This window comes from Streptomyces sp. NPDC086777, assembly GCF_040702065.1.
GTDB lineage: Bacteria > Actinomycetota > Actinomycetes > Streptomycetales > Streptomycetaceae > Streptomyces.
Genome location: NZ_JBFBJI010000015.1, coordinates 159,220 through 184,618, shown reverse-complemented (window position 1 = coordinate 184,618; position 25,399 = coordinate 159,220). Strand labels below are relative to the sequence as shown.

The 25,399-nt window shown below is 72.6% G+C and carries 25 protein-coding genes and 3 pseudogenes; 17 read left to right on the top strand and 11 right to left on the bottom strand.

What is annotated here, in order from left to right; all coding sequences use genetic code 11:
* Window positions 1–33: 33 nt before the first annotated feature.
* From AB0472_RS22495 to AB0472_RS22485, 3 genes and pseudogenes are all read left to right on the top strand, one after another.
* Entirely contained in the window at window positions 34–2,553 is a 2,520-nt protein-coding gene (locus tag AB0472_RS22495; RefSeq protein ID WP_366358261.1) for a right-handed parallel beta-helix repeat-containing protein, read from the top strand.
* 57 nt (window positions 2,554–2,610) lie between these two features.
* Window positions 2,611–2,844, top strand: a pseudogene (locus AB0472_RS22490) (MarR family transcriptional regulator); the annotation flags it as partial.
* Window positions 2,845–2,888: 44 nt separating this feature from the next.
* A pseudogene (locus AB0472_RS22485) lies at window positions 2,889–3,323 on the top strand (cytochrome P450); the annotation flags it as partial.
* A gap of 21 nt (window positions 3,324–3,344) precedes the next feature.
* On the opposite strand, the gene AB0472_RS22480 reads toward AB0472_RS22485, so the two are convergent.
* Entirely contained in the window at window positions 3,345–3,899 is a 555-nt protein-coding gene (locus AB0472_RS22480) for a cysteine hydrolase (RefSeq protein WP_366358259.1), read from the bottom strand.
* Between the two features lie 158 nt (window positions 3,900–4,057).
* On the opposite strand from AB0472_RS22480, the gene AB0472_RS22475 reads away from it, so the two are divergent.
* Window positions 4,058–4,672: a TetR family transcriptional regulator gene (locus AB0472_RS22475; protein WP_366358257.1), complete on the top strand. Its 615-nt coding sequence runs from the start codon at window positions 4,058–4,060 to the stop codon at window positions 4,670–4,672.
* An 18-nt stretch (window positions 4,673–4,690) separates the two neighbouring features.
* Here AB0472_RS22475 and AB0472_RS22470 read toward each other — a convergent pair whose 3' ends face one another.
* Window positions 4,691–5,329 (bottom strand): HD domain-containing protein, encoded by a 639-nt coding sequence (locus AB0472_RS22470; protein ID WP_366358255.1) that lies wholly within the window; start codon window positions 5,327–5,329, stop codon window positions 4,691–4,693.
* A gap of 101 nt (window positions 5,330–5,430) precedes the next feature.
* On the opposite strand from AB0472_RS22470, the gene AB0472_RS22465 reads away from it, so the two are divergent.
* Window positions 5,431–6,408 (top strand): GlxA family transcriptional regulator, encoded by a 978-nt coding sequence (locus AB0472_RS22465; protein ID WP_366358253.1) that lies wholly within the window; start codon window positions 5,431–5,433, stop codon window positions 6,406–6,408.
* 8 nt (window positions 6,409–6,416) lie between these two features.
* Window positions 6,417–6,878 carry a GNAT family N-acetyltransferase gene (locus tag AB0472_RS22460; RefSeq protein ID WP_366358251.1) on the top strand — a complete coding sequence of 154 codons (462 nt, stop codon included), beginning with the start codon at window positions 6,417–6,419 and terminating at the stop codon, window positions 6,876–6,878.
* A gap of 1 nt (window position 6,879) precedes the next feature.
* Here AB0472_RS22460 and AB0472_RS22455 read toward each other — a convergent pair whose 3' ends face one another.
* From AB0472_RS22455 to AB0472_RS22445, 3 genes are all read right to left on the bottom strand, one after another.
* Window positions 6,880–7,431, bottom strand: a complete 552-nt coding sequence (locus tag AB0472_RS22455) for a GNAT family N-acetyltransferase (RefSeq protein WP_366358249.1) — start codon at window positions 7,429–7,431, stop codon at window positions 6,880–6,882.
* A gap of 14 nt (window positions 7,432–7,445) precedes the next feature.
* On the bottom strand, window positions 7,446–7,883 hold the full coding sequence (locus tag AB0472_RS22450; RefSeq protein WP_366358247.1) for a glutaredoxin domain-containing protein: 438 nt from the start codon (window positions 7,881–7,883) through the stop codon (window positions 7,446–7,448).
* 100 nt (window positions 7,884–7,983) lie between these two features.
* The gene (locus tag AB0472_RS22445; RefSeq protein ID WP_366358245.1) at window positions 7,984–8,874 is read right to left on the bottom strand and encodes an NADP-dependent oxidoreductase; all 891 of its coding nucleotides are present in this window, start codon (window positions 8,872–8,874) and stop codon (window positions 7,984–7,986) included.
* Window positions 8,875–8,999: 125 nt separating this feature from the next.
* Between AB0472_RS22445 and AB0472_RS22440 the strand changes: the two genes are divergently transcribed.
* The 3 genes from AB0472_RS22440 to AB0472_RS22430 all read left to right on the top strand — a co-directional run bounded on the left by AB0472_RS22440 (window position 9,000) and on the right by AB0472_RS22430 (window position 13,412).
* The gene (locus AB0472_RS22440; protein WP_366358244.1) at window positions 9,000–9,404 is read left to right on the top strand and encodes a helix-turn-helix domain-containing protein; all 405 of its coding nucleotides are present in this window, start codon (window positions 9,000–9,002) and stop codon (window positions 9,402–9,404) included.
* Window positions 9,405–9,727: 323 nt separating this feature from the next.
* Window positions 9,728–11,998: a M4 family metallopeptidase gene (locus AB0472_RS22435; RefSeq protein WP_366358242.1), complete on the top strand. Its 2,271-nt coding sequence runs from the start codon at window positions 9,728–9,730 to the stop codon at window positions 11,996–11,998.
* Between the two features lie 214 nt (window positions 11,999–12,212).
* Complete coding sequence (locus AB0472_RS22430; protein ID WP_366358241.1) at window positions 12,213–13,412, top strand: glycoside hydrolase family 3 N-terminal domain-containing protein; 1,200 nt, start codon at window positions 12,213–12,215, stop codon at window positions 13,410–13,412.
* Window positions 13,413–13,612: 200 nt separating this feature from the next.
* Here AB0472_RS22430 and AB0472_RS22425 read toward each other — a convergent pair whose 3' ends face one another.
* On the bottom strand, window positions 13,613–14,302 hold the full coding sequence (locus AB0472_RS22425; protein ID WP_366358239.1) for a DUF2236 domain-containing protein: 690 nt from the start codon (window positions 14,300–14,302) through the stop codon (window positions 13,613–13,615).
* 114 nt (window positions 14,303–14,416) lie between these two features.
* On the bottom strand, window positions 14,417–15,208 hold the full coding sequence (locus AB0472_RS22420) for a hypothetical protein (protein WP_366358238.1): 792 nt from the start codon (window positions 15,206–15,208) through the stop codon (window positions 14,417–14,419).
* 297 nt (window positions 15,209–15,505) lie between these two features.
* Here AB0472_RS22420 and AB0472_RS22415 point away from each other — a divergent pair, with 297 nt between their 5' ends.
* From AB0472_RS22415 to AB0472_RS22400, 4 genes and pseudogenes are all read left to right on the top strand, one after another.
* Window positions 15,506–16,174, top strand: a complete 669-nt coding sequence (locus AB0472_RS22415) for a DedA family protein (protein ID WP_366358237.1) — start codon at window positions 15,506–15,508, stop codon at window positions 16,172–16,174.
* Window positions 16,175–16,221: 47 nt separating this feature from the next.
* The gene (locus tag AB0472_RS22410; protein WP_366358236.1) at window positions 16,222–16,884 is read left to right on the top strand and encodes a response regulator transcription factor; all 663 of its coding nucleotides are present in this window, start codon (window positions 16,222–16,224) and stop codon (window positions 16,882–16,884) included.
* On the top strand, window positions 16,881–18,263 hold the full coding sequence (locus tag AB0472_RS22405; RefSeq protein WP_366358235.1) for a HAMP domain-containing sensor histidine kinase: 1,383 nt from the start codon (window positions 16,881–16,883) through the stop codon (window positions 18,261–18,263). The genes AB0472_RS22410 and AB0472_RS22405 overlap by 4 nt, the downstream gene beginning before the upstream one ends.
* Before the next feature lie 304 nt (window positions 18,264–18,567).
* Window positions 18,568–18,765, top strand: a pseudogene (locus AB0472_RS22400) (helix-turn-helix domain-containing protein); the annotation flags it as partial.
* Between the two features lie 200 nt (window positions 18,766–18,965).
* Here AB0472_RS22400 and AB0472_RS22395 read toward each other — a convergent pair.
* The 3 genes from AB0472_RS22395 to AB0472_RS22385 form a co-directional block, all read right to left on the bottom strand.
* The gene (locus AB0472_RS22395) at window positions 18,966–19,328 is read right to left on the bottom strand and encodes a helix-turn-helix domain-containing protein (protein WP_366358234.1); all 363 of its coding nucleotides are present in this window, start codon (window positions 19,326–19,328) and stop codon (window positions 18,966–18,968) included.
* Window positions 19,329–19,448: 120 nt separating this feature from the next.
* Window positions 19,449–20,846, bottom strand: a complete 1,398-nt coding sequence (lpdA, locus tag AB0472_RS22390) for a dihydrolipoyl dehydrogenase (RefSeq protein ID WP_366358233.1) — start codon at window positions 20,844–20,846, stop codon at window positions 19,449–19,451.
* A gap of 65 nt (window positions 20,847–20,911) precedes the next feature.
* Window positions 20,912–21,610, bottom strand: a complete 699-nt coding sequence (locus AB0472_RS22385) for an SDR family oxidoreductase (RefSeq protein WP_366358232.1) — start codon at window positions 21,608–21,610, stop codon at window positions 20,912–20,914.
* Between the two features lie 143 nt (window positions 21,611–21,753).
* On the opposite strand from AB0472_RS22385, the gene AB0472_RS22380 reads away from it, so the two are divergent.
* From AB0472_RS22380 to AB0472_RS22370, 3 genes are all read left to right on the top strand, one after another.
* Window positions 21,754–22,254 carry a helix-turn-helix domain-containing protein gene (locus AB0472_RS22380; RefSeq protein ID WP_366358231.1) on the top strand — a complete coding sequence of 167 codons (501 nt, stop codon included), beginning with the start codon at window positions 21,754–21,756 and terminating at the stop codon, window positions 22,252–22,254.
* Between the two features lie 89 nt (window positions 22,255–22,343).
* Entirely contained in the window at window positions 22,344–22,850 is a 507-nt protein-coding gene (locus AB0472_RS22375) for an SRPBCC family protein (RefSeq protein ID WP_366358230.1), read from the top strand.
* Window positions 22,850–23,908, top strand: coding sequence for an LLM class flavin-dependent oxidoreductase (locus AB0472_RS22370; RefSeq protein WP_366358229.1), 1,059 nt, complete (start codon window positions 22,850–22,852; stop codon window positions 23,906–23,908). The genes AB0472_RS22375 and AB0472_RS22370 overlap by 1 nt, the downstream gene beginning before the upstream one ends.
* An 11-nt stretch (window positions 23,909–23,919) precedes the next feature.
* Here AB0472_RS22370 and AB0472_RS22365 read toward each other — a convergent pair whose 3' ends face one another.
* Window positions 23,920–24,207 carry a hypothetical protein gene (locus AB0472_RS22365; protein WP_366358228.1) on the bottom strand — a complete coding sequence of 96 codons (288 nt, stop codon included), beginning with the start codon at window positions 24,205–24,207 and terminating at the stop codon, window positions 23,920–23,922.
* Between the two features lie 339 nt (window positions 24,208–24,546).
* Between AB0472_RS22365 and AB0472_RS22360 the strand changes: the two genes are divergently transcribed.
* The gene (locus AB0472_RS22360) at window positions 24,547–25,323 is read left to right on the top strand and encodes a polysaccharide deacetylase family protein (RefSeq protein ID WP_366358227.1); all 777 of its coding nucleotides are present in this window, start codon (window positions 24,547–24,549) and stop codon (window positions 25,321–25,323) included.
* Window positions 25,324–25,399 lie beyond the last annotated feature (76 nt).

Sequence of the window (25,399 nt, the reverse complement as noted above, 5' to 3'; positions counted from 1 at the left end):
GCAGCGGCGAGCACCGAGGACTGAGGAACGTAGATGACCACCCGTCACACCGTGGCGCCCAAGGGGCAGGGCGGCCGGGGCGCGTACCGGACCATCGGCGAGGCGATACGCGCGGCCTCGCCCGGCGATCTGGTGGTGATCGCGCCCGGCACCTGGACCGAGAACCTGGTCCTGGACCGCGCGGTGGTGCTCACGGCCGAGCACGGCCGGGGCAGTGTGGTGATCGCGGCGCCGCCCGGTGAGGCGCCCACGGTGACCGTGGACGGGCCGGACTGCGCCCTGCACAACATCACGGTGTGGGGTTCGGACGCGGGCCTGCCGGCGGTGAGCGTGTCGCCGGGCGCCGGGCTGGTCCTGGAGGAGTGCTCGGTGGAGGGCGGCCGGGTCCAGGTGAAGGGCCCGGAGGACGAGGAGGGCGGTACGACGGCCGTCGTGCTGCGCCGCTGCCGTCTGGAGGGGGCCAGGCTGGCCGGTCTGCACCTGGCGGGCGGGGTCCGTGCCCGCTTGGAGGACACGGCGGTGACCGGCGTCGACGGCACGGGCGTGGTGCTGTCCGGCACCGCGAGCCTGGACGCCGTACGGCTGCGCCTGGAGCGTACGACCGGGTCCGGGATGCGGCTGCGCGGCCGGTCCCGGCTGCGGTTGACCGACTCGGTGCTGGCGGGCAGCGGCCGGGCGGGGCTGCTCCTGGAGGATGCCACCGAGGCCACGGCCGGGGAGTCGCGGATCGAGACGCCCGGTGCGGCGGGGGTGCACCTGACCGGTTCGGCGCGGGCCGAGCTGACCGACTGCCGGATCCGGGGCGCCGCCGCCAGCGGGCTGGTGGTGCAGGAGACCGCGCGGCTGAGCGCCGCGGGCTGTTCCGTGGCCGACGCCGGGGCCAACGGCCTCCTGGTGACGGGTTCGGCCGAGGCGGAGCTGGCCGACTGCCGGATCGACCGGAGCACCTTCAGCGCGGTGCATCTGGCGGGTACGGCCGTCGGGCGGCTCGCCGACTGCCGGGTGCGGGGCGGCTCCGAGCACGGGGTGCACGCCACGGGCGAGGCCCGGATCGAGCTGACCGACTGCGGGATCACCGACGTCGCCATGACCGGGGTCAGCGTCCTGGAGCGGGCGGTGGCCACGCTCACCGGCTGCCGGGTCGCCGGGACCGCCGCCGGGATCGGCATCGGCTCGCCGGCCGGCAGTACGGTCGCGGACACCACGGTGACCGGGACGACGGAGATCGGCGTGCAGGTCGCCAAGGGCGCCGCCGTCTCCCTCGCCGGGATCCGGATCAGCGGCGCGGGAGCCGCCGGTCTGGTGGTCGACGAGGGCGCGCAGGCGACGGTGACGGGCGGCCGGGTCGAGGACTGCGCGGGCTCCGGCGCCGTCGTGTGGACCGGCGCCAGGCCGGAGGTGACCGGGCTGCACATCGACCGGCCGGGCAAGAACGGGGTGTTCCTGGCCGAGGGCGCGGGCGGCACGTTCACCTCGCTCGACGTCACCCGGGCCGGCTTCCCGGCGCTGCACGTCGCCAAGGGCGCCGACCCGGTCTTCCGGCACTGCCGGATCCGGGACTGCGCGGAGGCGCTGGGCACCGACGAGGGTGCCGAGCCGGTTCTGGAGGACTGCACGGCCGACGGCACCCCGCTGACCTTCGGTACCCCGGCCGCCGCCGCGAACGGCAAGCCCGGTGCGGCCCTCTCCTCCCCTTCCGCCGCCAGGGCGGCCGACGGCTCCGACGAGCCGGAGGAGGAGAACCTGGAGGACCTGCTCGGCGAACTCCACGAACTGGTGGGCCTGGACCGGGTGAAGCAGGACGTCGGCTCCCTGGTCAAGCTCATGCAGACGGTCCGCCGCCGCGAGGAGGCCGGTCTTCCGGCCCCGCCGCTCAGCCGCCACCTGGTGTTCGCCGGCAACCCCGGCACCGGCAAGACCACCGTCGCCCGCCTCTACGGCCGCCTCCTCAAGGCCCTCGGGCTGCTGCGCCGGGGTCACCTGATCGAGGTCGACCGGACCGCGCTCGTCGGCGAGTACGTCGGCCACACCGGCCCGAAGACCACCGCCGCCTTCACCCGGGCGCTGGGCGGCGTGCTCTTCATCGACGAGGCCTACTCGCTGGCCCCGGCCTTCGCCGGCAACGACTTCGGCACCGAGGCCGTGGCGACCCTGGTGAAGCTGATGGAGGACCACCGCGACGACGTGGTGGTCATCGCCGCCGGCTACCCCGGCGACATGCACCGCTTCATCGGCTCCAACCCCGGCCTCGCCTCCCGGTTCGGCCGCACCCTCCTCTTCGAGGACTACGAGCCGGCCGAGCTGGTGTCGATCGTCGAGTTCCAGGCGGGGCAGCACCGCTACGAACTGACCCCCACGGCCCGTACCGAGCTGTTCTCCCTGTTCGAGACCATGCCCCGGGGCGAGGGCTTCGGCAACGGCCGCTCGGCCCGCCAGATCTTCCAGGAGATGACCGAGCGCCAGGCCCAGCGCGTCGCCGAGCTCACCGCGCCGACGGCGGAGCAGCTGATCAGCCTGGAGGCCCACGACCTGCCCCACCCGGCCGCCCCCTGACGGCACGCTCCGTTCCGTACAATTCGAGGCCGGACGAAGGTCGAGAAGGGGTCACCCGTGCCCGGTCGTCGGTCCATCACCGAAGCCGAGAAGCTCGCCTCGGCGAAGCTCGGCGGGATCCCGGTCCGCCGGGACCAGATGGCGGCCGTCGCGAACATCCACCGGGCCGCCTCCGCGGTGCGCCGGCACCTGGAGAACTCCGTGCTGCGCGGCTCCGACCTCACCTGGACGGCGTTCGTGGTGCTGTGGGTGGTCCGGGTGTGGGGCGAGTCTGAGACCCGGCACGTGGCGTAGGAGGCCGGGATCTCCAAGGGCACCCTCACCGGCGTGACCCGCACCCGGAGCAGCTGGCCCGGCTCAGGGACGACCCGTCGCTGATCCCGACGGCGGTGGCGGAGTTCCTGCGCTGGGCGTCCCCGGTCTACCACTTCCGCCGTACCGCCACCCGCGACGTCGCGCTCGGCGGCAAGCGGGTCAGGGAGGGCGACAAGGTCGTCATGTGGTCCGCCTCGGGCAACCGCGACGAGGAGGTCTTCGGCAACCCGTACGACTTCGAGGTGGCCCGGCAGCACAACGACCACGTCGCCTTCGGCAAGGGCAACCCGCACCTGTGCCCGGGCAACCTGCTCGCGCGCACCTAGATCCGGATCATGTTCGAGGAATTGATCCCGCGGCTGGCCGGCATCCGGCTGGCCGGCGACGTGCCGCGGATGCGCTCGAACGTCGTCGACGGCATCAAGCGGCTGCCGGTGGAGGTGACCCTCGCCTGACGGCCGGACGGTGTCCCTCGCTCAGAGCGCCGCGGTCCAGGCGTCGACCGTCGTGACCTCGGCCTGCTTCGGGAACACCTTCTCCGTGAGCACCCGGTGCACCTCCGGGTCGGAGTCCAGGCAGCCGTCGGACAGGACGGTGAGCTGGAAGTCGAGGTCCGCGGCCTGGCGCAGGGTGGACAGCACGACGCCGCTGGTGGCGATGCCGGCGAGGACGAGGTGATCGATCTCGCCGGCCCGCAGCACCATGTCGAGGTCGCTGCCGGCGAAGGCGCTGACCCGCCGCTTGGTGACCACCGGCTCGCCGGGCGCGGGAGCCACGTCGGGGTGGACCTGCGTGGCCGGGCCGTCCCCGGCCAGCCGCGGCGCGGCGCCGACGAGGCCGCGGAAGGTCTTGTTGCGGGCGCTGACCTCCGGGTAGCCCGGACGGAAACCGACGACCACGTAGATCACCGGGACGCCGGCGGCCCGGGCCGCGTCGATAGCCCTGCCCAGGCGGGGCAGGTAGTCGTCGTCGGGAAAGCGGTCGACGACGACCTGCTGGACGTCCATGACGAGCAGGGCTTGCTGAGGCACCGTCTCTGTTCCTTCCACGTGGCCCCGTTGGTCATCAAGCGATTACTTGGCAACGTAGACCTCGCTGCGGGATCATGTCAACGCATGATTACTTCGTGGCGGCTCCCGGGGTCCCGGTCCGCCGAGGTGCCCGGGTGGCGTCGAGGAGAGGAGCCGCCGTGCCGTCGGACGAGGTGACCGGCCAGGCCGCCGACGGGGCCCGTCGCCGGGATGCCGCGGCGACCCGGCGGGCCCTGCTGCTGGCCGCCCGGACCCGGTTCACGCGGCTGGGCTACGACCGTACGACGCTGCGGGACGTCGCCGCGGACGCCGGGGTCAACCTGGCGCTCATCAAGCGGTACTTCGGCTCCAAGGAAGGCCTGTTCAAGGCGGCACTGGCGTCGACGCCCCGGTTCCTGGGCGGCGACGGGGAGTTCCCGCGGGACCGGGCGGCGCTGGCCGAGGCGCTGAGCCGGCAGCTGGCGGCCGGGGCGTGGGCGGAGTTCGGCGAGCACCCGGTGCTGATGCTGCTGCGGGACTCCGGGGACGAGCAGGTGACCGAGATGCGTCGGCGCGCTCTGGAGGAGTTCGGGCGGCAGGTGCTCGAGGCGTCGGGCGGCCGGCCGGCACCCGACGCCCGGTTGCGGGCGGAGCTGCTGGTCGCCCTCGGCGTCGGGGTCGCCGTCCTGCGCTCCGCCGTGGGCCTGCGCCCCCTGGCCGACGCGACACCCGAGGACCTCCTGGGCCCCCTCCGCGACGTCGTGGAGGGTCTGCTCGGACCGCCGCCGAAGTGAGCACCCCGCTCGCAGGGGTCACTCGGGCCAGGCGGAGTCCCTGATGACCTCGACGAAGTCGCCGCGCCGGAAGCCGGGGACGTAGTGGGCGAGCACGTCCGCCTTGACGTTGCCGAAGGTGGTGTCGGGGCGGTCCTGGATGCCCTCGGTGAAGGCGGCGAGGATCTGGTTCTTGAAGTCGGGGCGAGGGTGCGCCGCGACGACCGCCGCGCGCTGCTCGTCGGTGACGTCGTGGTAGCCGATGCCCAGCACGTCCAGCTCGACCCCACGGGTGACCAGGGCGATCTCGGGTGCCATGTGCAGCGGGATCTCCGGGGTGGTGTGCAGGGCGATGGCCGTCCAGACCCGGTCGGCGGGCTCGCCGGTGATGCCGTGGGCCCGCAGGAAGGTGCGGGCCTCGTCGGCGCCGTCGATCTCGAAACGCTGGTCGGTGCGGCGCAGGCTCTTGGTGAGGCCCAGGTCGTGGAACATCGCGCCGACGTACAGCAGCTCCGGGTCGAAGCCCAGCCCCAGGGCCCGGCCGCGCAGCGAGCCCCACAGGAAGACCCTCCGGGAGTGGTCGAACACCACCGGGGTGGCGACGTCACGGACCATCTCGGTGGCCTCCCGGACCAGGGTGGTGTCCGGGATCCGCACACCCGCGATCTCTTCGCTCATCGTTCTCAGCCTCCGTACCGGATGGGGGATGTACCTCCAGGTTCCTCCGGCGACGTAGGCTGGGCCATGTCTCTGCTGCCAGGAAAACCACGGATTCGGACATGACGCATCGAGTGGGCTTTGTGGTCTTCGAGGGGGTGACCATGCTCGACGTCAGCGGTCCTTCGGAGGTGCTGCACCAGGTGGGCCGGCACGCCGACCCCTACGAGCTGGTGCTGGTCTCCCCGGAGGGCGGCACGGTGACCACGTCCGCCGGGCTCGCGCTGACCGGCACGGTCCGGGCGGCCGACGCCGGCCCGGTCGACACGGTCCTGGTGGCCGGCGGTGACCGGCTCGCCGAGCGGCCGATCGAGGAGGCGCTGCTCACCACGGCCCGCGACCTGGGCGAGCGGGCGCGCAGGGTCGCGTCGGTGTGCACGGGCGCGTTCGTGCTGGGTGAGCTGGGTCTGCTCGACGGGCGGCGCGCGACCACGCACTGGCGGCACGCGGCCGTCTTCGCCCGCCGGTACCCGCTGGTGCGGGTCGAGCCGGACGCCATCCACATCCGCGACGGGCGGTACGTCACCTCGGCCGGCATCAGCGCGGGCATCGACCTCGCCCTCGCCCTGGTGGAGGACGACCACGGCGCGGACGTGGCCCGGGACGTCGCCCGCGAACTGGTCGTGTTCCTGCAACGCCCGGGCGGCCAGTCGCAGTTCTCCACCGCCATCGCCACCCCGCCCGCCCGCAGCGACCTGCTGCGCACCCTGGTCGCGGCCGTGCTCGCCGATCCGACCGCCGACCACACCCTGCCCGCCATGGCCGCGTCCGCCGCCATCAGCCCCCGGCACCTCACCCGGCTGTTCACCGCGGAACTCGGCACCACGCCCGCGCGCTGGGTCGAGCGGGTCCGCCTGGACCGTGCCCGGCAACTGCTCCTGGCCGGCCACAGCGTCACCGCGGCCGCCCGGCACAGCGGCCTCGGCACCGACGAGACCCTCCGCCGTGCCTTCGCCCGCCACCTGGGCACCACCCCGACCGACTACCGCAGACGCTTCGCCACCACCGGTCCCCCGGAACAGCCGGGGCGCCTGTCATGATCGCCGGTATGGGGACACACGTCACGCCGGCCACGGTGGCCGACTTCCACCGGGTCCTGGCCGATCACCCGCGTTACTGGGGCGAACGCGACCTGCGGTCGCTGCACCTTCCCGCCCTGGTGCGGGAGTTCGGCTCCACCTGTCTGGTCGCCCGGGCCGAGGACGGCATCCGCGGGTACGTCTTCGGGTTCGTCACCCCGGACGGCACCGGGTACGTGCACCTGATCGCCACGCGCGACGACGCCCGTGGCACCGGTCTCGGGCGCCGCCTGTACACGGGGTTCGCCGAGGCGGCGGAACGCCACGGGGCACGGAGGCTGAAGGCGATCACCTCGGTCCGGAACACCGGCTCGATCGCCTTCCACCGCAGCCTCGGCTTCGACGCGGAGATCGTCGACGACTACCACGGCCCCGGCCGTGCCATGGCCGTCTTCCACCGGGATCTGCCCTTCGGCCTCTCGCGTCCCTGACTCACGGCCGCCGCGGCCCGGTCGCGGCGTACCGCTCCGACGACAGTTCGAACACCCGCACCGGCCAGCCGGAGGTGGGGTTCGCGGTCTCCCGGACCGGACGCATCCCCAGCTTGGTCACGATCCGCTCGGAGGCGTCGTTGCCCACCTGGACGATGCTGACGAGCCGCTCCAACCCGCGCTCCTCGAACCCGAACCGTACGGCGGCCACGGCGGCCTCGGTCGCCAGGCCCCGTCCCCAGTGGGAACGCCCCAGCCGCCACCCGACCTCGACCGCCGGCAGCACCTCCGGCAGGAAGCCGGGCACCGAAAGGCCGGTGAACCCGGCCAGTTCGCCCGTGGACCGGAGTTCCACGGCGAACAGTCCGAACCCCCGTGCCTCCCACTCGCTCTCCCAGGCCCGGACCCCGGCGCGGGTCTGCCGTTCGTCACGGACGCTGCCGTCGCGGATCCACCGCATGACCTCGGGGTCGGCGTTGACGGCGGCCATGGGCGCGATGTCCTCCTCGCGCCAGCGACGCAGGAGCAGACGGGGAGTCTTCAGTGTGACCATAAGGTCATTCTCGATCACACCGGCGGGGAGAGCTGGGCACGCACCCACGCGGGGTCCGGGTTGGTGTGCGGCTGCCCCGCCACGACGACGGTCGGCACGGTCTCGTTGCCGTCGTTGGCCGCCCTCACCGCCGCCGCTCCCGCCGGATCGCGCCAGATGTCGACCCAGTGCACCTGCCGGGCGCTGCGCCCCAGCCGGACGCGCAGTCGCATGCAGTACGTGCAGCCCGGCCGCCAGAAGACGACCGGCCGGCCGTCGGCCGCGCTGCGGCGCCGCGCCTCGTCCGCGCCGATCGACCTGGGGAAGACCAGCGGCGAGTTCACGCCCGCGAGCGCCAGGAACGCCAGGAGGAGCACGGCCGCCGTGCCGGGGCTCCCCTTGAGGAGCACGCCGGTCGCGAGGGCCGAACCGCAGAGCACGAACAGCACCGGCAGGGTCCAGGCACGCATCATGGTGACGCAGGCTAGTGGATCGAACGCACGGGTGAAGTCCCGGGCCTGGCAGGTGCGTCGACGCACCTCAGCCGGCACCGTGCCGCCCGCCACGGACCGGCTAGGGGATCAGCACCAGCCGCCCGCGCACCCCGCCCACCGCCAGCCGGGCGTGGGCCTTGGCGGCGTCGTCCAGGGCGAACGTCTCGGCCACCCGGAGGGTCAGCACACCCTCGTCCACGAGCCCCGCCAGCTCCGCGAGGCGTGCCCCGTCCGCGGTCACGGCGACGGAGGCCGTCCGTACCCCGCGCACCGGGACGGGCTCGCCGCCGGGCCGGACACCGACGTAGCCGCCGCCGTCACGCACCCACTCCAGGGCCGGCTCGCCCAGAACCGCCGCGTCCAGCACGGCGTCGTGGCTCCCGGCCCCGACGGCGCCCGCCGTGAAGTGCGCGGCCCCCAGCGACCGCACGAGCTCCTCGTCGGCCTCGCGGGCCAGGGCCGTCACCGAGATCCCCCGGTGGGCGGCGAGTTGGACGGCGAAGCCGCCGACCGCGCCCGCCGCGCCGGTCACCAGGAGGGACTGCCCCGGGGTCAGCTCCAGCAGGTCCAGGGCCTGGGCGGCGGTCAGCCCGTTCAGCGGCAGCGTCGCCGCGTGCACGGCGTCCACCGTGGCCGGTGCCGTGGCCACCGCGTCCGCCTCGACGACGACGTACTCGGCGTGCGAGCCGAGCGGCCGCACGATGCCGGGGTCCAGCGCCACGACCTCGTCGCCGACGCTCCACGCGGTCGCGAGGCCGGCCGCCGCCACGGTTCCGGCGACGTCCCAGCCGAGCCCGATCCGCTTGCCGGCGCCGCCGAAGAAGCCGGCCCGCACACCCGCGTCCACCGGGTTCAGCGCGGCCGCCGCGACCTTGATCCGCACCTGGCTCGGACCCGGCTCGGGCCGCTCCGTCTCCACGACCTCCACGGCCTCGGGCCCGCCGAACGTGTTCACCACTGCTGCGCGCATGACGCCTGGCTCCCTCTACGTCTTTCCTGCTGTGGTCTCTCCTCAGCCGTCTGCAACCCTAGGAAGAGTTACTATCCATTGGTAAGTAGTTACCTGAAGGTGCCTAGGTCCCCCAGGGGTGAGCGATGCCGACGACGACGGCGGCCCAGCGGCGCGAGCAGGCGCGCGTGGCGTACGACGCGTTCCTCCGGGCCTGTCCCACCAACCAGTTGCTCGACCGGATCAGCGACAAGTGGGTCAGCCTGGTCGTCTGCGCACTGGCCCCCGGCGCCATGCGGTACAGCGAACTCGCCCGCAAGATCGCCGGCGTCAGCCCCAAGATGCTCACCCAGACCCTGCGCTCCCTGGAACGGGACGGCATTCTCGCCCGCACGGTGACCCCGGCCGTCCCCGTCCGCGTGGACTACGAACTCACCCCGCTCGGCCGCAGCCTCTCCCTGCTGCTGGCGGGCGTGAAGGACTGGGCGGAGACCCACATCGAAGAGGTCCACGAGGCACGCGAGCGCTATGACGCGGGGGCCGAGGGCTAGGGAGCGCCCGGCTCCGAGGCCGAAAAGCACTGCTCAGGCGCTCGAACGCGCCGCTCGCTACCGCCAGTTCAAGCCGTTGTTCTGATGCGGTCATGACATTCACGTCCCGCGGATGTCAATCTGCTCTCCGAAAGTTCACCGCCTGCTCACAGGCGTCTCACACAACTCCCTTTCCCGGTAACCGACTTCACCGCGCGCGGCAGCGAGGAACCGACCCGCCTCCCAGCCGTGCCACCCACCCGCGCGCCGCCGGACGGCCCCACCAGGCCGACCCGCTCTCCCGGGCCCCACCAGGGCCCGATCACCCCACAGAAGGAGAACGCATGCTCCGGCAGGACCGTCACCACCGTCGCACCAGACACGGCGTGGCCCTGGCACTGACCGCAGCGAGCGCCATGCTCGTGGCCGGGATCCAGAACGGCACCGCCGCGGCCGCACCCGGCGGCCACGCCACCGCCAGGATCCACGCCACGCCCGACGCCGGCGCCGCCCCCGCGCCGCTCTCGCCGGCCAGGCACACGGCACTGCTCAGGACCGCCGCCACGCAGGCCCCCGACACCGCACGGACCCTCGGCCTCGGCAACGGCGAGAAACTGCTCGTCAAGGACGTGACCCAGGACGCCGACGGGACCACCCACACCCGTTACGAACGCACCTACGCGGGCCTGCCGGTCCTCGGCGGCGACCTGATCGTGCACGACAGCGGCGGCCGCCTCACCGTGTCGCGCGCCACGAAGGCGGCCCTCGCGCTGCCCTCCACCAAGGCGAAGGTCTCCTCGGCCACGGCGAAGGCACAGGCGCTCACCACGGCGGCGAAGGCCGGCGGCGAGCACCCCGCACTCGACGGCGCCCCGCGTCTGGTCGTCTGGGCCGCCTCCGGCCACCCCGCCCTGGCCTGGGAGTCCGTGGTCGGCGGCGTCCAGGACGACGGCACCCCCAACGAACTCCACGTGATCACCGACGCGGACACCGGAAAGCAGCTCTTCCGGTACCAGGGCGTCGAAACCGGCACCGGCACCGGCCAGTTCAACGGAACCGTGCCGCTCAGCACCACGCTCTCCGGTTCGACGTACCAGCTCGTCGACGGCGACCGCGCCGGACACCGCACCTACGACCTGAACCAGGGCACCTCCGGAACCGGCACGCTCTTCACCGACGACAACGATGTCTGGGGCGACGGCACCCCGGCCAACCGGCAGACCGCGGGCGTGGACGTCGCCTTCGGCGCGGCGGCCACCTGGGACTACTACAAGAACGTCTTCGGCCGCAACGGCATACGCAACGACGGCGTCGCCGCCTACAGCCGCGCCCATTACGGCAACAACTACGTCAACGCCTTCTGGCAGGACAGCTGCTTCTGCATGACGTACGGCGACGGTTCGGGCAACACCCATCCGCTCACCGCCCTCGACGTCGCCGCCCACGAGATGAGCCACGGCGTGACCGCGGCCACCGCGGGCCTCACCTACTCCGGGGAGTCGGGCGGTCTGAACGAGGCGACCTCCGACATCTTCGCCGCCGCCGTGGAGTTCTACGAGAACCTGCCGGCCGACGTCCCGGACTACCTGGTCGGCGAGAAGATCGACATCAACGGCGACGGCACCCCGCTGCGTTACATGGACAAGCCCTCCAAGGACGGGGCGTCCAGCGACTACTGGAGCTCCTCCCTGGGCGGCCTCGACGTCCACTACTCCTCGGGCCCGGCCAACCACTTCTTCTACCTGCTCTCCGAGGGCAGCGGGGCGAAGACCGTGAACGGGGTCGCCTACGACAGCCCCACCTACGACGGCCGGCCGGTGACCGGGATCGGCATCGACAACGCCCAGCGCGTCTGGTACCGGGCGCTCACCACCTACATGACGTCCAGCACGGACTACGCGGGCGCGCGCACGGCCACCCTCCAGGCCGCGGCCGACCTGTTCGGCGCCTACAGCCCCGCCTACCTCGCCGTGGCCGACGCGTGGGCGGCGATCAACGTGGGCCATCGCATCGCACTGGGCGTCAACATCGCGCCGGTCGCGGACCAGCTCAGCGGCATCGGGCAGGCCGTCTCCCTCCAGACCGACGCGTACACCACCAACTCCGGGGCGGGCCTGACGTACTCGGCGACCGGCCTGCCGGACGGCCTGACGATGAGTGACACGGGCCTGATCTCGGGCACCCCGACCACCCTCGGCACCAGCGACGTCACGGTCACGGTCACCGACGACACCGGGGCGAGCAGCACCGTGAGCTTCTCCTGGGAGGTGGCCTACGTCTACGCCAACGCCACCCGTGTCGACATCCCCGACAACAGCACGGCGGTGGAGTCCCCGGTCACCGTCACCGACCGCACCGGGAACGCCTCGGCGACCACCCAGGTCTACGTGAAGATCATCCACACCTACCGGGGTGACCTGACGGTCGACCTGGTCGGCCCGAACGGAACGGTCTACTCGCTGCTGAACCGCAGCGGCGGCTCCGCCGACAACGTCGACCAGACGTTCACCGTCGACGCCTCCGCACAGCCCCTGAGCGGCACCTGGAAGCTCCGGGTCCAGGACCACGCGGCGATCGACGTCGGCTACATCGAGCAGTGGCGGCTCATCCCCTGAGCCATGCCGCGCCCGGTGACCCCGGCCGGATGTACGGACCCGTTGCCGCGGGACGCCCTCGCGTCCCGCGGCAACGGGCTTCGCCCGGGTGCTGACGGCACCCGTTCGGCGTAACGTATTGTGCGAATGAACCGGTCGCGGGCCATGCGGTCCGATGTCGTCCGTCGGCCCGTTGGTCTCCGTGACGTGCACCCGTATCAGTCAGGAGCGCATCGTGGGGACACCTGTTCGTCGACGCGCGCGTGGCGGCTCCGCCGCCCGGCGCACCTCTGTTGGACTCGTCACCGCCGCGCTCGCCGCCGGTGTGTGCACCGTGCCGGCCGCGGACGCGGCCGCCCGGCCCGCGTCCGCCCTCTCCGCCGCGAGCTGCGCCGACACGGTCTACGCGAAGATGACCCAGGCCCAGCGCGTGGGCCAGCTGTTCATGGGCGGGGTCAACGCCACCCGCCCGAGTGCGACGGACCTCAAGACGCTGCGCACCTACCACGTCGGGTCGGTCATGCTCACCGGACGCAGCAGCGCGGGGACCACCGCGACGCGGAAGGTGGTCGACGCGTTCCGCACGCAGGCGGACACGGTCGGCGGGCACCGGGTCGGGCTGCTCGTCTCCACGGACCAGGAAGGCGGCCAGGTCCAGGTGCTGAGCGGACCCGGTTTCTCGGTCATCCCCAACGCCCTGACCCAGGGCACGTGGAACACCGCGACCCTGCGCAGCCGCGCCGCGACCTGGGCGGGCCAGCTCAAGGCGGCGGGCCTGGACCTCAATCTCGCTCCGGTCGCCGACGTGGTGCCCGCGAGTCTCGGCACCCGCAACGCCCCCATCGGCCACTTCTACCGCGAGTACGGCCACACCCCCTCCGTCGTGACCTCGCACACCGGCGCCTTCGCATCCGGCTTCCGCACGGCCAAGGTGATGACCACCTTCAAGCACTTCCCCGGCCTGGGCCAGGTGACCGGCAACACGGACACCACCGCGAACGTCGTCGACTCGGTGACCACCGCCTCCAGTTCGAGCCTGCAGCCGTTCCAGAGCGGGATCAAGGCGGGGGCGCCGTTCGTGATGATCTCGTCGGCGAAGTACACGAAGATCGACTCGAAGCACATCGCCGCGTTCTCCCCGACCGTCATCAACTCGCTGCTGCGCACCAAGTTCGGCTTCAAGGGCGTCGTCATCTCCGACGACCTCGGCCAGGCGGTCGCGGTCCGCGCCTACACCCCGGCGCAGCGGGCGGTGCAGTTCATCGGCGCCGGTGGCGACATGGTCCTCACGGTGAAGGCGTCGACCGTACCGGCGATGGTCCAGGGCGTGCAGGCCCAGATGGCGAAGGACGCGTCGTTCCGCACCAAGGTCGCCGCCTCCGTGCACCGCGTCCTCACCGCCAAGGCCACCGCCGGCCGCCTCACCTGCAGCTGAGACTCACCTGGAGCCGGGACCGGCTGCCCGGGTGCGCTCGGCGCGCCGGACCCGTTCGGGCAGCGGGGTCCGGTAGTCCGGCAGCAGACGCAGGACACGGAACGCGGACTTCAGGAAGAGCCGGACGACGCGTGCGCGGCCGGGACCCAGCCGGCCGATCCGGTGGAGCCGGCAGATCCGCTCGCCGGCCAGACTGCGGGTCAGGACCTGCCGAACGCCCGTAGGGGTACCGGGAACCATCGTTCGGCGAAGTGGTCCGTCATCGCGGTCGCCACGGCATGTCCGGCTTCCGTAGGTTCGTGGGGCCGCGCGTCGAACTTCTCGGCGAACTCGGTCATCGCGTCCCAGTCCTCGGGAAAACGCTCGTCGGCGAGGGGGCCTGACTCGCGTTCCAGGAGGCGGAAGAGGGTCTGCGCCCACCGGTGGCAGGCGGTCTTCATGGGTCCGCTCGTGCCGGGCGGTCCCAGCGAGGTCTGCTGGCGGTCGCCGTAGGGGGCGAGCAGGACGAGGGGGCGGACGAAGTCGCCGGTGTCGTCGAAGTCGCCGGGCAGGTGCGGGGTGGCCCCGGCGATCGCCGGACGGATGCGGTTGAGCCGGTCGGCGGCGGCGCGCCCGGCTTCGCTGGACAGGCCGTCCACCATCCAGGCCGTCAGGAAGCGGTCGGCGTCCCGGAATCGCCGCCCGGGTCTCGTCGTCAGCTTCCCGGTGTGCGCCGGCGTAGCGGCCGTCGCGGCGGTCCGCATCATGCCCATGGTGCCCGGGCAGAGCGTCGCCGCCAGGGCGAACTCCGGGATCCTGTAACCGACATAGAGCGAGATCACCCGCTCCCGGTCGGTTGCCGGATCCAGCCCGGCGAGCTCGCGGTCCACCCACTTGTACCCACGGCGCACCGTCCGCCCCCCAAGTCGAAGCCGTTCCCCCAAGAACAGGACGCAGAAGGGGCGTTCGCGGCTCCACCGTTCCGGTGTCGCGTCCGCCGGGCGTACCCGGCGGACGCGGACCGCTCAGACCTGATCGGGACGCGCCGTGTCCCGGTGGGAGACGGCGAGATAGCCGACGAAGCAGGCGATGGCGGCCGTCCAGGCGAGGGTCACCGGTGCCAGTCCGAGGCCGAGCCCGCCGCGGGCGTGGCCGACCGCCATCCAGTCGGCGAGCGAGGCGCCCAGGGGGCGGGTGACGACGTAGGCCGTCCAGAAGGCGGCCACGGCGTTCAGGGCGCCGCCGCGGTGGGCGAGCGCGGGGAGACAGATCGCGACGGCGAAGAGGACCACCGAGCCGAGGTAGCCGAGGCCGGCGGTGGCGGTCAGGTCGCCGGCGGCGGTGCCGAGGGCGAAGGTGGCGAGGACGGCCGCCCAGTAGAAGATCTCCCGGCGGCGGGTGCGGATGCCGTGGATGGACAGCGTCCGTTCGACGGCGTACCAGAGGGCGAAGACCCCGGCGAGCACGACGAGGAAGAACGGGGTGGACAGCGCGTAGGGCACGCCGAGGCCGACGTGCAGGACGTCGGCGGCCATCGTGCCGAACACGCTGACCATGACGACCGCGGTCCAGTACACCCAGGCGATGTACCGGCGGACCGCGAACTGCACGGCCAGGGAGACCGCCAGGGCGAGACCGCCGAGTCCGACGGCCGGTATCGGGCCGAGGACCCGGGCGAGCAGGTCGGACGCGGTCTCGCCCATCCCGGTGGTGAGCACCTTGATGATCCAGAAGTAGACGGTGACTTCCGGCACCTTGTTCGCCATGGTGCGGAGGGGAACGCGGGAACGGTCGTCGACGAGGTGCTCTGTGGTCATGAGCGGCACGATGACACGCGGCACACCCGGTGCCCCAGATGTCTTTGCCAAGGTTTGGACGCCTCTGGTGCATGAGTTTCAGGTCCACGCGTCGGACCTGAACACAACCTGAACGCCACAGCGAACTCCCTGGTCACGGGGATCGAGTGGGTGATAGGCAGGCGGGTTGGGATCCGGCGCCACGAGCGTGGGCGCCCCGCTGCCCGCCCGCGATCGTCTAGAGTTCCGTACGACGTCTACAAAGTTGTAGTCGCTCAGGTGTTCAGGTGAGACCGTCCGCCGGAAAGGGCCCCGTTCATGACCACACCGATCCTCGCGGCGTCGCAGCTGGCCGTGAACGTGCTCGACGCCCATTCGCTGCTGTCGGCCTTCGGCGTGCTGGGTGTCGGGGTGGTGATGTTCGCCGAGACGGGGCTGCTGGTCGGGTTCTTCCTGCCGGGCGACTCCCTGTTGTTCACCGCCGGCCTGCTGTGCACCGGATCGGCACAGGGCAGCCTGCACCTGTCCCTGGGCCCGCTGCTCGTGGCGGCGGCCGTGGGCGCGCTGGCCGGGGCGCAGTTCGGGTACCTGCTCGGCCGGAAGGCGGGCGGCGCCCTGCTGGCACGCAGCCGCTCCCGGCGCCTGCACGAGGGCGTGCAGCGCGCCGAGGACTTCCTAGGCCGGTACGGCCACGCCAAGGCCATCGTCCTGGCGCGCTTCGTGCCGGTGGTGCGCACGGTGCTCAACCCGATGGCGGGCGCGCTGGAGGTCCCGGTTCGGACGTTCACCCAGTGGCAGGTCGTCGGCGGACTCGTGTGGAGTCTCGGCCTCACCCTCGCGGGATACGCGCTCGGCTCCTCGATCCCGAACGTCGACCGCTACCTGCTGCCGCTGGTGGCGCTGATCGTCGTCGTGTCCCTGATTCCGGTGCTCGCCGAGGTGTACCGGGGGCGGCGGGCCACCAGGGCCGAGGAGGGACGCGGGTGACCGCCCCGGCCCGGGCCGCGGTACGGCCGTAGCCCCGACGGAGGACCATGCCTCACAAGATCCTGGTCGTGGAGGACGACCACGCCCTGCGGGACGTGCTGCGCCGCGGGCTGGCCGACGAGGGCTTCGAGCCCGTGCCCGCCGCCGACGGGGCCACCGCCCTGCGGCTGGCCGGCGACGGCATCGGCGCGGTCGTCCTGGACGTCGGGCTGCCGGACGCGGACGGCCGGGACGTGTGCCAGGCGATGCGCGCCAACGGACTCGCGGCCCCGATCATCTTCCTCACCGCCCGCCACCACCTCTCCGACCGGCTGTCCGGGTTCTCCGCGGGGGGCGACGACTACCTTCCCAAGCCGTTCCACCTCGCCGAACTCGTCGCCCGGCTGCGGGCCACGCTCAAGCGGTCCGCCCCGCCGGCCGTGTCCGCGGCCGGGAACCTGGTCCTGGACCCGACCCGGCACAGCGCGCGTGTCGGCGTGGCCCGGGTCGAGTTGTCCCCGACGGAGTTCCGGCTGCTGGCCACGCTGGTGGCCGCGGGCGGCGGCGTCGTGAGCCGGCGGGACCTGGTGCGGGCCGCGTGGCCGGACGGGGCCCAGGTCAGCGACAACACTCTGGACCAGTACCTGAGCCGGCTGCGCCGCAAGCTGCGCGAGGCCGGCAGCGGCCTGCGCCTCGGGACGGCCCGCGGGATCGGCCACCGGCTGTCGTGAGGAAATGCGTACGGCGCCTGGCCCCGCGCACGCTGCGCGGCCGGCTCTCGCTCGTGGCGGTGACCACCGCGGCCCTCCTGGTGACCGTCCTGACGGTGGCGTTCAACACCGTCATGGACCGGCACCTGCAGCAGCAGGCGGACGCCGAACTGGCCGGCCGCGCGGCCGCCGTCGCCACCACCGTGGACACCAGCGGCCCGCGGGTACGGGTCCTGGAGACCGTCAACGACCGGCTCCTCGACGCCAACGTCTGGATCTACGCCGGGCCGCGGCTGCTGGAGAAGCCCCCGTCCGCCACCGCCGACGGCATCCTGTCCGTGGCCGCCGCCCGGCTCGCGGCGGCCGGAGACACGGACGGGACCTGCAGGTCCGTGACGACCGGGGACCACCGGTCCGTGCGCCTGTGCGCCCACTTCGTGGCCGGGCGTCGCAGTGCGGCGACGGTCGTCACCGCTCTCGATCTCGCCCCGTACCGAAATTCGGCGGATGCCGTACTGCTGGGGTCCCTGGTCCTGGACTCGGTCATGCTCGCGTGCACCTACGCGCTGACCCGCCTGGCCGTCGGGCGGGCGCTGCGCCCGGTGCGCACCATGACGGACCGGGCCACCGAGTGGAGCGCGGCGGGCTCCGACGAGCGCTTCGGCGCCGCCGGCCAGCCGGCCGAACTCGCCCGCCTGGGCGCCTCGCTGGACGCGCTGCTGGACCGCATCCGGACCGTGCTGCGGCACGAGCGGCAGTTGACCGGGGAGCTGTCCCACGAGCTGCGCACCCCGCTCACCCGGATCGTCGTCGAGCTGGACTGGTGGCGGGCCCGGCCGCGCTCCGACGCCGAGACCCGGGCGACGCACGAGGTGATCGCCGAGGCGGCCCAGGCCATGCGCGCCATCTGCGACACCCTGCTGGACGACGCCCGCGAGGAGGCGCGCACCGACGGCACCGCCCCCGGCGCCACGGCCGTCGTACCGCTCCTGCGCCGGCTGGTCGACCGGCTCGGGACGCCGCAGCGGGTGACCGCGGTCGTCGACGCGGCCGGTCCGCAGACCGCGGCGGGCGTCCGGCCCGCACTCGTCGAACGCATCGTCAGCCCCTTGCTGACGAACGCGCTCCGGTACGCGCACTCCACGGTGACCGTGTCCGCGTGTCCGGTGCCCGGCGGGGTCCGGATCAGCGTCACCGACGACGGCCCCGGCGTACCGCAGGCCTTCGTGGGCGACCTCTTCCAGCCCGGCCGCCGGGCCGATCCCGGGGACGGTCACGACGGCGCGGGCCTCGGACTGCCCCTCGCACGGCGCCTGGCCCGGTCCGTCGGAGGCGAGGTCACCCACGACCCCGCGTACACCGCCGGGGCCCGCTTCCTGGCCGACCTGCCCGCCGGGTGAGCGGATGCGGGCCGCCGGGTGAGCCGGTGCGAGACCGATTCTCCGTCCCCCGGGCGCGGGCCCCGTCATCCGTAGGTCCTGCGTTCCCGGATCCGCGCGCAGGCCGTGCAACGACCGGTTGCCGCCCGCGGACGGCCCGGCACCGGCCGCCGCGGGCACGGAGGTCTTGGGCGGTTCATGCTGTAGGGGATGCTCCAATGAGAGTGGTCGGCGCAGGGGCGGCCCGCCACCCGCACCGCCGTGATCCCCGAGAGGCGCAGAGACGACCGGGCCGCGGACGACGCGCAGGAAGCGCGCGAACGGGGTGGAGCCGCGCCGGCGCATCCTGGACGCCACCGTCGAGATCGCCGGGAAGCGGGACTACGACGGCACCTCCATCGCGGCCGTCAGCGCCAAGTGCGGACTGCCCGCCAGCTCGATCTACTGGCACTTCAAGGACAAGGACGACCTGATCGCGGCCGTCATCGAGCGCAGCTTCGAGACCTGGCTCACGGCCGTCGACCGCCCGGGCGCGCCGACCTCGACCTCGCGGAGGGTGAGGACCTCGGGTCCGCCGGTCCGGTCGAACTGAACGAGTCTTGCCATGGTGCATCCGTCCCAGGGGCAGGCATCGGGAAGGAGACGCGCCGGAATCGACCCGGCGTCCCCAGTCACCCTGCCCCAAGGTTCAATGATCAAATTTTGAGCACGATCGAAATAAGCTCACCGGCCGGTCCGGGCCGCGCCCGCTTCCGGCTCCAGCGCCGCTGCGGCCAGCACCGCGGAGAGCAGGCCGGGGAACCGCAGTTCCATCTCGTCGGTGCGCAGGGTGTTCATCTTCGCCGTCCCGACGTAGTACTGCCGGATCACGCCGGCCTCGCGCAGCACGGCGAAGTGGTGCGTCAGCGTCGACAGCGAGACGGGCGCGACGAACGTCCCGCAGCTCAGGTCCTCCCCCGCCCGGGCCAGCTGGGACACCACCGTGCGCCGCACCGGGTCCACCAGCGCCTCCAGCACCTGCTGGAGCGAGACCTCGGACAGCTCGGGGTGCTCCACGGTGCGGGCGGCGGTGCGGGGGCGGGCCACGGTGACTCCTCGGGGCGGCTGCTGGGCGGTCACGTCATAGTACGACCGCCATCGCAGTCGGCCCCGGGATCGCGATGCGCGGGAGCCGGTACGGCCCAGCACGGGCCGACCGGACATCGGTCAGAGGTTGATCATGTGCCCCGCGAGGCCGTGCAGGGCATCCTGGACCGCCTCGCTCAGCGTCGGATGCGCGTGCACGTTCCGGGCGAGTTCGTGCACGGTGAGGTCCCACTTCTGGCCGAGGGTCAGCTCGGGCAGCAGCTCCGTGACGTCCGGTCCGATCAGGTGGCCGCCGATGAGTTCGCCGTACCGGGCGTCGCTGACGAGTTTCACGAACCCGACCGTGTCGCCGAAACCGTGCGCCTTGGCGTTGGCCGTGAAGGGGAACTTCGCCACCCGCACGTCGAAGCCCTGGGCGCGGGCCTCGGCCTCGGTCCAGCCGAAGCTGGCGATCTGCGGCTGGCAGAACGTCGCGCGCGGGATCATCCGGTAGTCCAGCTCCATGGTCTCCGCGCCGGCGATGCTCTCCGCGGCGACGACGCCCATCGCCTCCGCGGTGTGCGCGAGCATCAGCTTCGCCGTGACGTCGCCGATGGCGTAGATGTGCGGCTGGCTGGTCCGGCAGAATCCGTCGATGTCGATCGCGCCGCGCTCGGTGAGCCGTACCCCGGTGCTGTTCAGGCCGTAGCCGGCCGTCCGCGGCTGGAAGCCGGTGGCCTGGAGGACCTTCTCCGCCTGCAGGACCTGCTCCGCGTCGCCGGAGCGGACGGTCACGCGGACGTCGTCCTCGGTCTCCTCGATGGACTGCACCGCGGTGGAGGTCAGGACCCGGATGCCCTGGCGCTTGAAGCGCCTGGTCAGCTCGGCCGAGACCTCCTCGTCCTCCAGCGGGGCGATCCGGTCCAGGAACTCCACCAGCGTGACCTCGACGCCGTAGGACCGCAGCAGATAGGCGAACTCGACGCCGATGGCCCCGGCACCCGCGATGACGATGCTCGACGGGAGGGTGTCGGAGAGGATCTGCTCCTCGTAGGTGACGACGCGGCGGCCCAGCGTCGTGCCGGGGAGGAGCTTCACGGTCGAGCCGGTGGCGATGATGCAGGAGCGGAAGGACAGCGTGCTCTCGCCGTCCTGCATGCGCACCTGGAGGGTGTGCGGGTCGAGGAAGGTGCCCTGCCCGTCGAACTGCTCGATCCTGTTCTTCCGCATGAGGTAGCCGACGCCCTTGACGCGCCCGTCGGCCACCACCCGGCTCCGCTCGTAGGCGGCGCGGTAGTCCAGGGCCACCTCCCCGCTGATCTTCACGCCGAACTTCTCCGCGTCGTGCAGGATCAGCTGCGCGACCTCGGCGTTGCGCAGCAGCGCCTTCGCCGGGATGCAGCCGATGTTCAGGCAGACGCCACCCCAGAAGCGGCCCTCCACGACGGCCGTGCGCAGGCCCAGCTGCGCGGCGCGGATCGCGGCCACGTAGCCGCCCGGCCCGGCTCCCAGGACGACGACGTCGAAGTCGGTCTGCATGGCTCCACCTCACCGTTGTTCGCGTCGGTCTGCTGACTCCACCGTCGCACGATCGGGGCGCGCGATCAGCTGTTCGGGTAGAGGAGTTCGAGCGGACCGGACAGCGCGGCGCGCACCCGGCGGGCGGTCTCGTCGACGAGGACCTCGGGCTCGTCGCGGGCGATCGCGTCCATCGTCTGCGCGGCCACCTCGGCCGCGTCCGTCTTGGGCTCGTCGACCGCCACGGTGGCGTCGGTGTCGACCCAGCCGACGTGCACGCCGACGACGAGCGTCCCCTGCTCCCGCAGGGCGACCCGCAGCGCGTTGGTCAACGACCACTGCGCCGCCTTCGACGCGGCATAGCTGGGGAACCGCCAGGTCGAGCGCCACGACGCCACGGACAGCATGTTCACGAGGGCGCCGCCGCCGTTGGCCGCGAGTACCGGCGCGAAGGCCCGCGAGACGGCCCAGGTGCCCAGGTAGTTGACCTCCAGCTCCTGCCGTGCGCCGTCCAGGGAACCCTCCAGCAGGGGCGGCCCGCCCTGGATGCCCGCGTTGTTGATCACGATGGTCGCGTCGGACGCCGTCCGGGCGGCGGCCGCGATCTGCTCGGGGTCGGTGACGTCGAGGCGGAGCGGCACCGGCCCCGGCTCGGTGAAGTCCTCCGGCCGTCGGACGCCCGCGTACACCTTGGCCGCGCCCCGGGCGAGCAGGGCCCGGCAGAACGCCAGCCCGATCCCCCGGTTGGCGCCGGTCACCAGCGCGACCGATCCCTCGATCCTCATGGTCTGACACCTCGATCCACGGTTCGCGGCCGCCCGGCGGGCGGCCCGGCCCCCCGCTTCATGCTGCGGCCTGCGCGGTCCGCTCACATCCGAGACCGTAGCTGTCAGCAGAGTTTCTTCACAAGACTCGCTATCGTGGAGCCATGAAACGGACGTCGTTCGCCAAGTGGCCGTGCTCCATCGCACGGACCGTCGACCTGCTGGGTGACCACTGGACGCCGCTGGTGGTGCGGGAGGCCTTCTACGGGATCCGCCGCTTCGACGAGTTCCAGCAGGAACTGGGCATCGCCCGCAACACGCTGACCGACCGGCTGCGCCACCTGGTGGACGAGCGGATCCTGGAGAAGCGGCTCTACGAGGCCGAACCGCCGCGCTACGACTACGTCCTCACCGAGAAGGGCCGGGACCTGTTCGCGGTGCTGGCCGCGATGTCCGCGTGGGGCGACCGGTGGCTGGCCGGGGAGCGGGGCGTGCCCGTGGTCTTCCACCACGAGGCCTGCGGCCACGACACCACGCCCGAGGTCGTCTGCGCCCAGTGCCGTACGCCGCTCAGGTCCGAGGAGACCTCGATGCGGATGGGGCCCGGCTATCCCGAGCGGCTCAGGGAGCGGCCGGACATCCGCCGGCGGTTCGGCACGGGCTGAGGACGGCACCTCGCACTCCTCTTGACAAGGTAAGTCTCATCTAGCAACCCTGAAGCTCAGTCACCTGTACGGCGAGGAGGCCGACGGTCTTGGAGTGGACGGGCGCACGCTACGCGGACAGACCCACGGTCGAGGTGCGGACCTGGATCGACGCCCCACCGGCCACGGTGTGGGCCCTGGTCAGCGACATCGGCCTGATGCCGGACGTCAGCACGGAGCTCCGGTCCGTCGCCTGGCTGGACGGGGCCGCGGGTCCGGCGGTGGGGGCCCGGTTCGTCGGCCGCAGTGAGCACGATGCGCTGGGGGCGTGGGAGACCACCTCCCATGTGATCGAGTGCGAGCCGGAGTCGGTGTTCGCGTGGGCGGTGCAGGATCCGTCCGACCCCTCCGCGGTCTGGCGGTTCCGGCTCCGCCCGCAGGACGGTGGGACGGAACTGTCGGAGTGGATGCAGCTGGGCCCGGGGCGTTCCGGGCTGTCCTTCGCCATCGACCGGATGCCCGACAAGGAGCAGAAGATCGTGTTCGTACGGCTGCGGGAGTTCGAGCGCGGCATCACCGCCACCCTCGCCGAGATCAAGAAGCGGGCGGAGGCGTGATGCGGACGGCCACCACGATCGAGGCCTCGGGCGGCGAACACTGGTCCGGGACGGTCGACTTCGTCGTCGAGGCCGAGAAACTGGGCCTGGACGTCTGCTGGGTCGCCGAGGCCTGGGGCTCCGACGCGCCCTCCGCGCTCGGGTACTACGCGGCGCTCACCGACCGGATGCTGCTCGGCTCGGGCATCATGCAGCTCGGCACCCGGACGCCGACGGCCGTGGCCCAGACGGCCATCACCCTCTCCAACCTGTCCGGCGGGCGCTTCCTGCTCGGTCTCGGCGCCTCCGGCCCGCAGGTGATCGAGGGGCTGCACGGCATCCCCTTCGCCCGGCCGCTGCGCCGCATGCGCGAGACCGTCGAGATCGTCCGGCAGGTGGTCGCCGGCGGCCGGCTCTCCTACTCCGGCGCCGAGTTCACCCTGCCGCTGCCCGGCGGCGAGGCCGTCCCGATGCGGCTGTCCATGCGCGCCGAGCACGACATCCCCGTCCATCTCGCCGCCCTCTCCCCCGCGATGCTGCGGCTGACCGGCGAGGTCGCCGACGGCTGGCTCGGCACCAGCTTCGTGCCCGAGGGCGCCGCCGACGCCTACTTCGCCCACCTCGACGAGGGCCTGGCCCGCAGCGGTCGCAGCCGTGCGGACCTCGACGTCTGCCAGGGCGCGGAGGTCGCCTTCGCGGCCGACGAGGAGGCGCTCGGCGCCATGGTCGCCGGACGCCGGAAGGAACTCGCCTTCAGCCTGGGCGGGATGGGTTCGGCGTCCACCAACTTCTACAACAACGCCTACAGCCGCCAGGGCTGGGCCGAGGTCGCCGCCGAGGTGCGCGAGCGCTGGCAGGCCGGCGACCGGGACGGCGCGGCCGGTCTGGTGACCGACGAGATGGTGCTCGGCACGACGCTGATCGGCACGGAGGCCATGGTGCGCGAGCGGCTCGCGGTCTGGCGCGACGCCGGCGTCGACACCGTCCGCCTGTACCCGGCAGGTGAGACCCTGGAGGACCGGCTCAGCACGCTGGGGCGGGCGATCGAGCTGGTCCACGAGGTCGGCGGGGCCGCCTGAGCGCAGCCGGGTCAGTCGAGGGCGTCGCTGCGAGCGGGCTCCTGCCGCTGCCGGTGCTGCTCGTTCCAGAGGTCGGCGAGTTCGCCGAGGGCGTCGCTGACGCGGCTCAGCTCCCACAGCAGGTAGACGCCGGCCACGGCGAACGGGATCCACTCCCCCCAGTGGAAGAGCAGGACCGGCATGTACACCAGTCCGGCCAGGACGAGGAACCTGACCAGGATCTCGGCCACGTACCCCTTCCCGCGCGCGACGACGGCGTGCTCTCCGCGGCCGTGGGTCCACTGGAGGCGCGATGTCATGACTGCTCCCTCGGGGTTCTGGGCGCACACGCTGCTCGAACAGGCCGCCGCCGACTGACAGTCGCCAGTTTCGGGGCGCTTTCGGCGCGAGACCAGGCCCGCCCGAGGACTTCGGCATATCTCCATGTGACCGTCGCGACCGGAAGCTCGTGCTCCGTGTGCCGTTCCGCACGGGCCGCCAACACCGATCGCGCCACCGGGCGTTAGAGATCTCGCAGAGCGCCTGTCGCGAAACTCTCGCGGAATTGTCCGTGATCGGTAACGGAGGGATCCGGTGCCCGCCGTCTTCCGTCCTGACGGGTGCACGGGATCGACTCAACGGCAAGGATCGGGGCGGACATGGCGCGGCACGGCGGACGGGGATGGTACGGCCAGATGGTCGCGGCGGCGCTCGGGGTCACGGCCGTGACCGTGGCCGCCTCGCTGTGGACCGCTCAGGCAGGTCCCGTCGACCGCGCAACGGCAGCCGGCACCCCGGTGCACCGTCCCGTGCCGAAGGCGGCGCCCGCCGCGGTGTCCGTGGAGATCGCGCACGCCTCGGACCGGGGTGCGAGGGGCGTGAACATCACCATCGACGACGGACCGGACCCGGTCTGGACCCCCAAGGTGCTCCAGGTGCTCAAGGAGTACGGCGTGAAGGCCACGTTCTGCATGATCGGACCGCAGGCGAAGGCACATCCCGACCTGGTCAGGGCGGTGGTGGCGGCCGGTCACCGGCTCTGCGACCACACGGTCTCCCACGACGTCACCATGGACACCAAGTCCGAGGCCTACCAGTCCCGGCAGATCCTCGACGCCGAGCACATGATCACCGAGGCGTCCGGGGGCGTGCGGCCGCTCTACTACCGCGCCCCCGGCGGCGCCTTCACCCCGTACAGCCGCAAGGTCGCCGCCTCCCACGGCATGCGCCCGCTGGGCTGGAACGTCGACTCGAAGGACTTCGAGCGTCCCGGCACGGCCGCCATCGTCGCCACCGTCAAGGAGGAGCTGCCCAACGGGCCGACCGTCCTGTTCCACGACGCCGGCGGCGACCGCTCCCAGACGGTCGACGCCCTGCGCGAGGTGCTGCCCTGGCTGAAGGGACAGGGGTACTCGTTCGGCTTCCCGGTGCGCTGAGCCCGGGCCCCCCTCAGCGGCCCCGGCAAATGTTGCGGGCGGCCCGGCGGTGACCGCATATGGGTGGTGTGGGCGG

Coding starts and splice junctions, on each gene's coding strand:
- AB0472_RS22455 (WP_366358249.1), bottom strand. CDS start 7,431: ATGGTCACACTGAAGACTCCCCGTCTGCTCCTGCGTCGCTGGCGCGAG.
- AB0472_RS22385 (WP_366358232.1), bottom strand. CDS start 21,610: ATGAGGATCGAGGGATCGGTCGCGCTGGTGACCGGCGCCAACCGGGGG.
- AB0472_RS22360 (WP_366358227.1), top strand. CDS start 24,547: ATGGCGCGGCACGGCGGACGGGGATGGTACGGCCAGATGGTCGCGGCG.
- AB0472_RS22470 (WP_366358255.1), bottom strand. CDS start 5,329: ATGAGCGAAGAGATCGCGGGTGTGCGGATCCCGGACACCACCCTGGTC.
- AB0472_RS22435 (WP_366358242.1), top strand. CDS start 9,728: ATGCTCCGGCAGGACCGTCACCACCGTCGCACCAGACACGGCGTGGCC.
- AB0472_RS22420 (WP_366358238.1), bottom strand. CDS start 15,208: ATGACCACAGAGCACCTCGTCGACGACCGTTCCCGCGTTCCCCTCCGC.
- AB0472_RS22460 (WP_366358251.1), top strand. CDS start 6,417: ATGGGGACACACGTCACGCCGGCCACGGTGGCCGACTTCCACCGGGTC.
- AB0472_RS22370 (WP_366358229.1), top strand. CDS start 22,850: ATGCGGACGGCCACCACGATCGAGGCCTCGGGCGGCGAACACTGGTCC.
- AB0472_RS22365 (WP_366358228.1), bottom strand. CDS start 24,207: ATGACATCGCGCCTCCAGTGGACCCACGGCCGCGGAGAGCACGCCGTC.
- AB0472_RS22465 (WP_366358253.1), top strand. CDS start 5,431: ATGACGCATCGAGTGGGCTTTGTGGTCTTCGAGGGGGTGACCATGCTC.
- AB0472_RS22380 (WP_366358231.1), top strand. CDS start 21,754: ATGAAACGGACGTCGTTCGCCAAGTGGCCGTGCTCCATCGCACGGACC.
- AB0472_RS22495 (WP_366358261.1), top strand. CDS start 34: ATGACCACCCGTCACACCGTGGCGCCCAAGGGGCAGGGCGGCCGGGGC.
- AB0472_RS22450 (WP_366358247.1), bottom strand. CDS start 7,883: ATGATGCGTGCCTGGACCCTGCCGGTGCTGTTCGTGCTCTGCGGTTCG.
- lpdA (WP_366358233.1), bottom strand. CDS start 20,846: ATGCAGACCGACTTCGACGTCGTCGTCCTGGGAGCCGGGCCGGGCGGC.
- AB0472_RS22410 (WP_366358236.1), top strand. CDS start 16,222: ATGCCTCACAAGATCCTGGTCGTGGAGGACGACCACGCCCTGCGGGAC.
- AB0472_RS22415 (WP_366358237.1), top strand. CDS start 15,506: ATGACCACACCGATCCTCGCGGCGTCGCAGCTGGCCGTGAACGTGCTC.
- AB0472_RS22445 (WP_366358245.1), bottom strand. CDS start 8,874: ATGCGCGCAGCAGTGGTGAACACGTTCGGCGGGCCCGAGGCCGTGGAG.
- AB0472_RS22440 (WP_366358244.1), top strand. CDS start 9,000: ATGCCGACGACGACGGCGGCCCAGCGGCGCGAGCAGGCGCGCGTGGCG.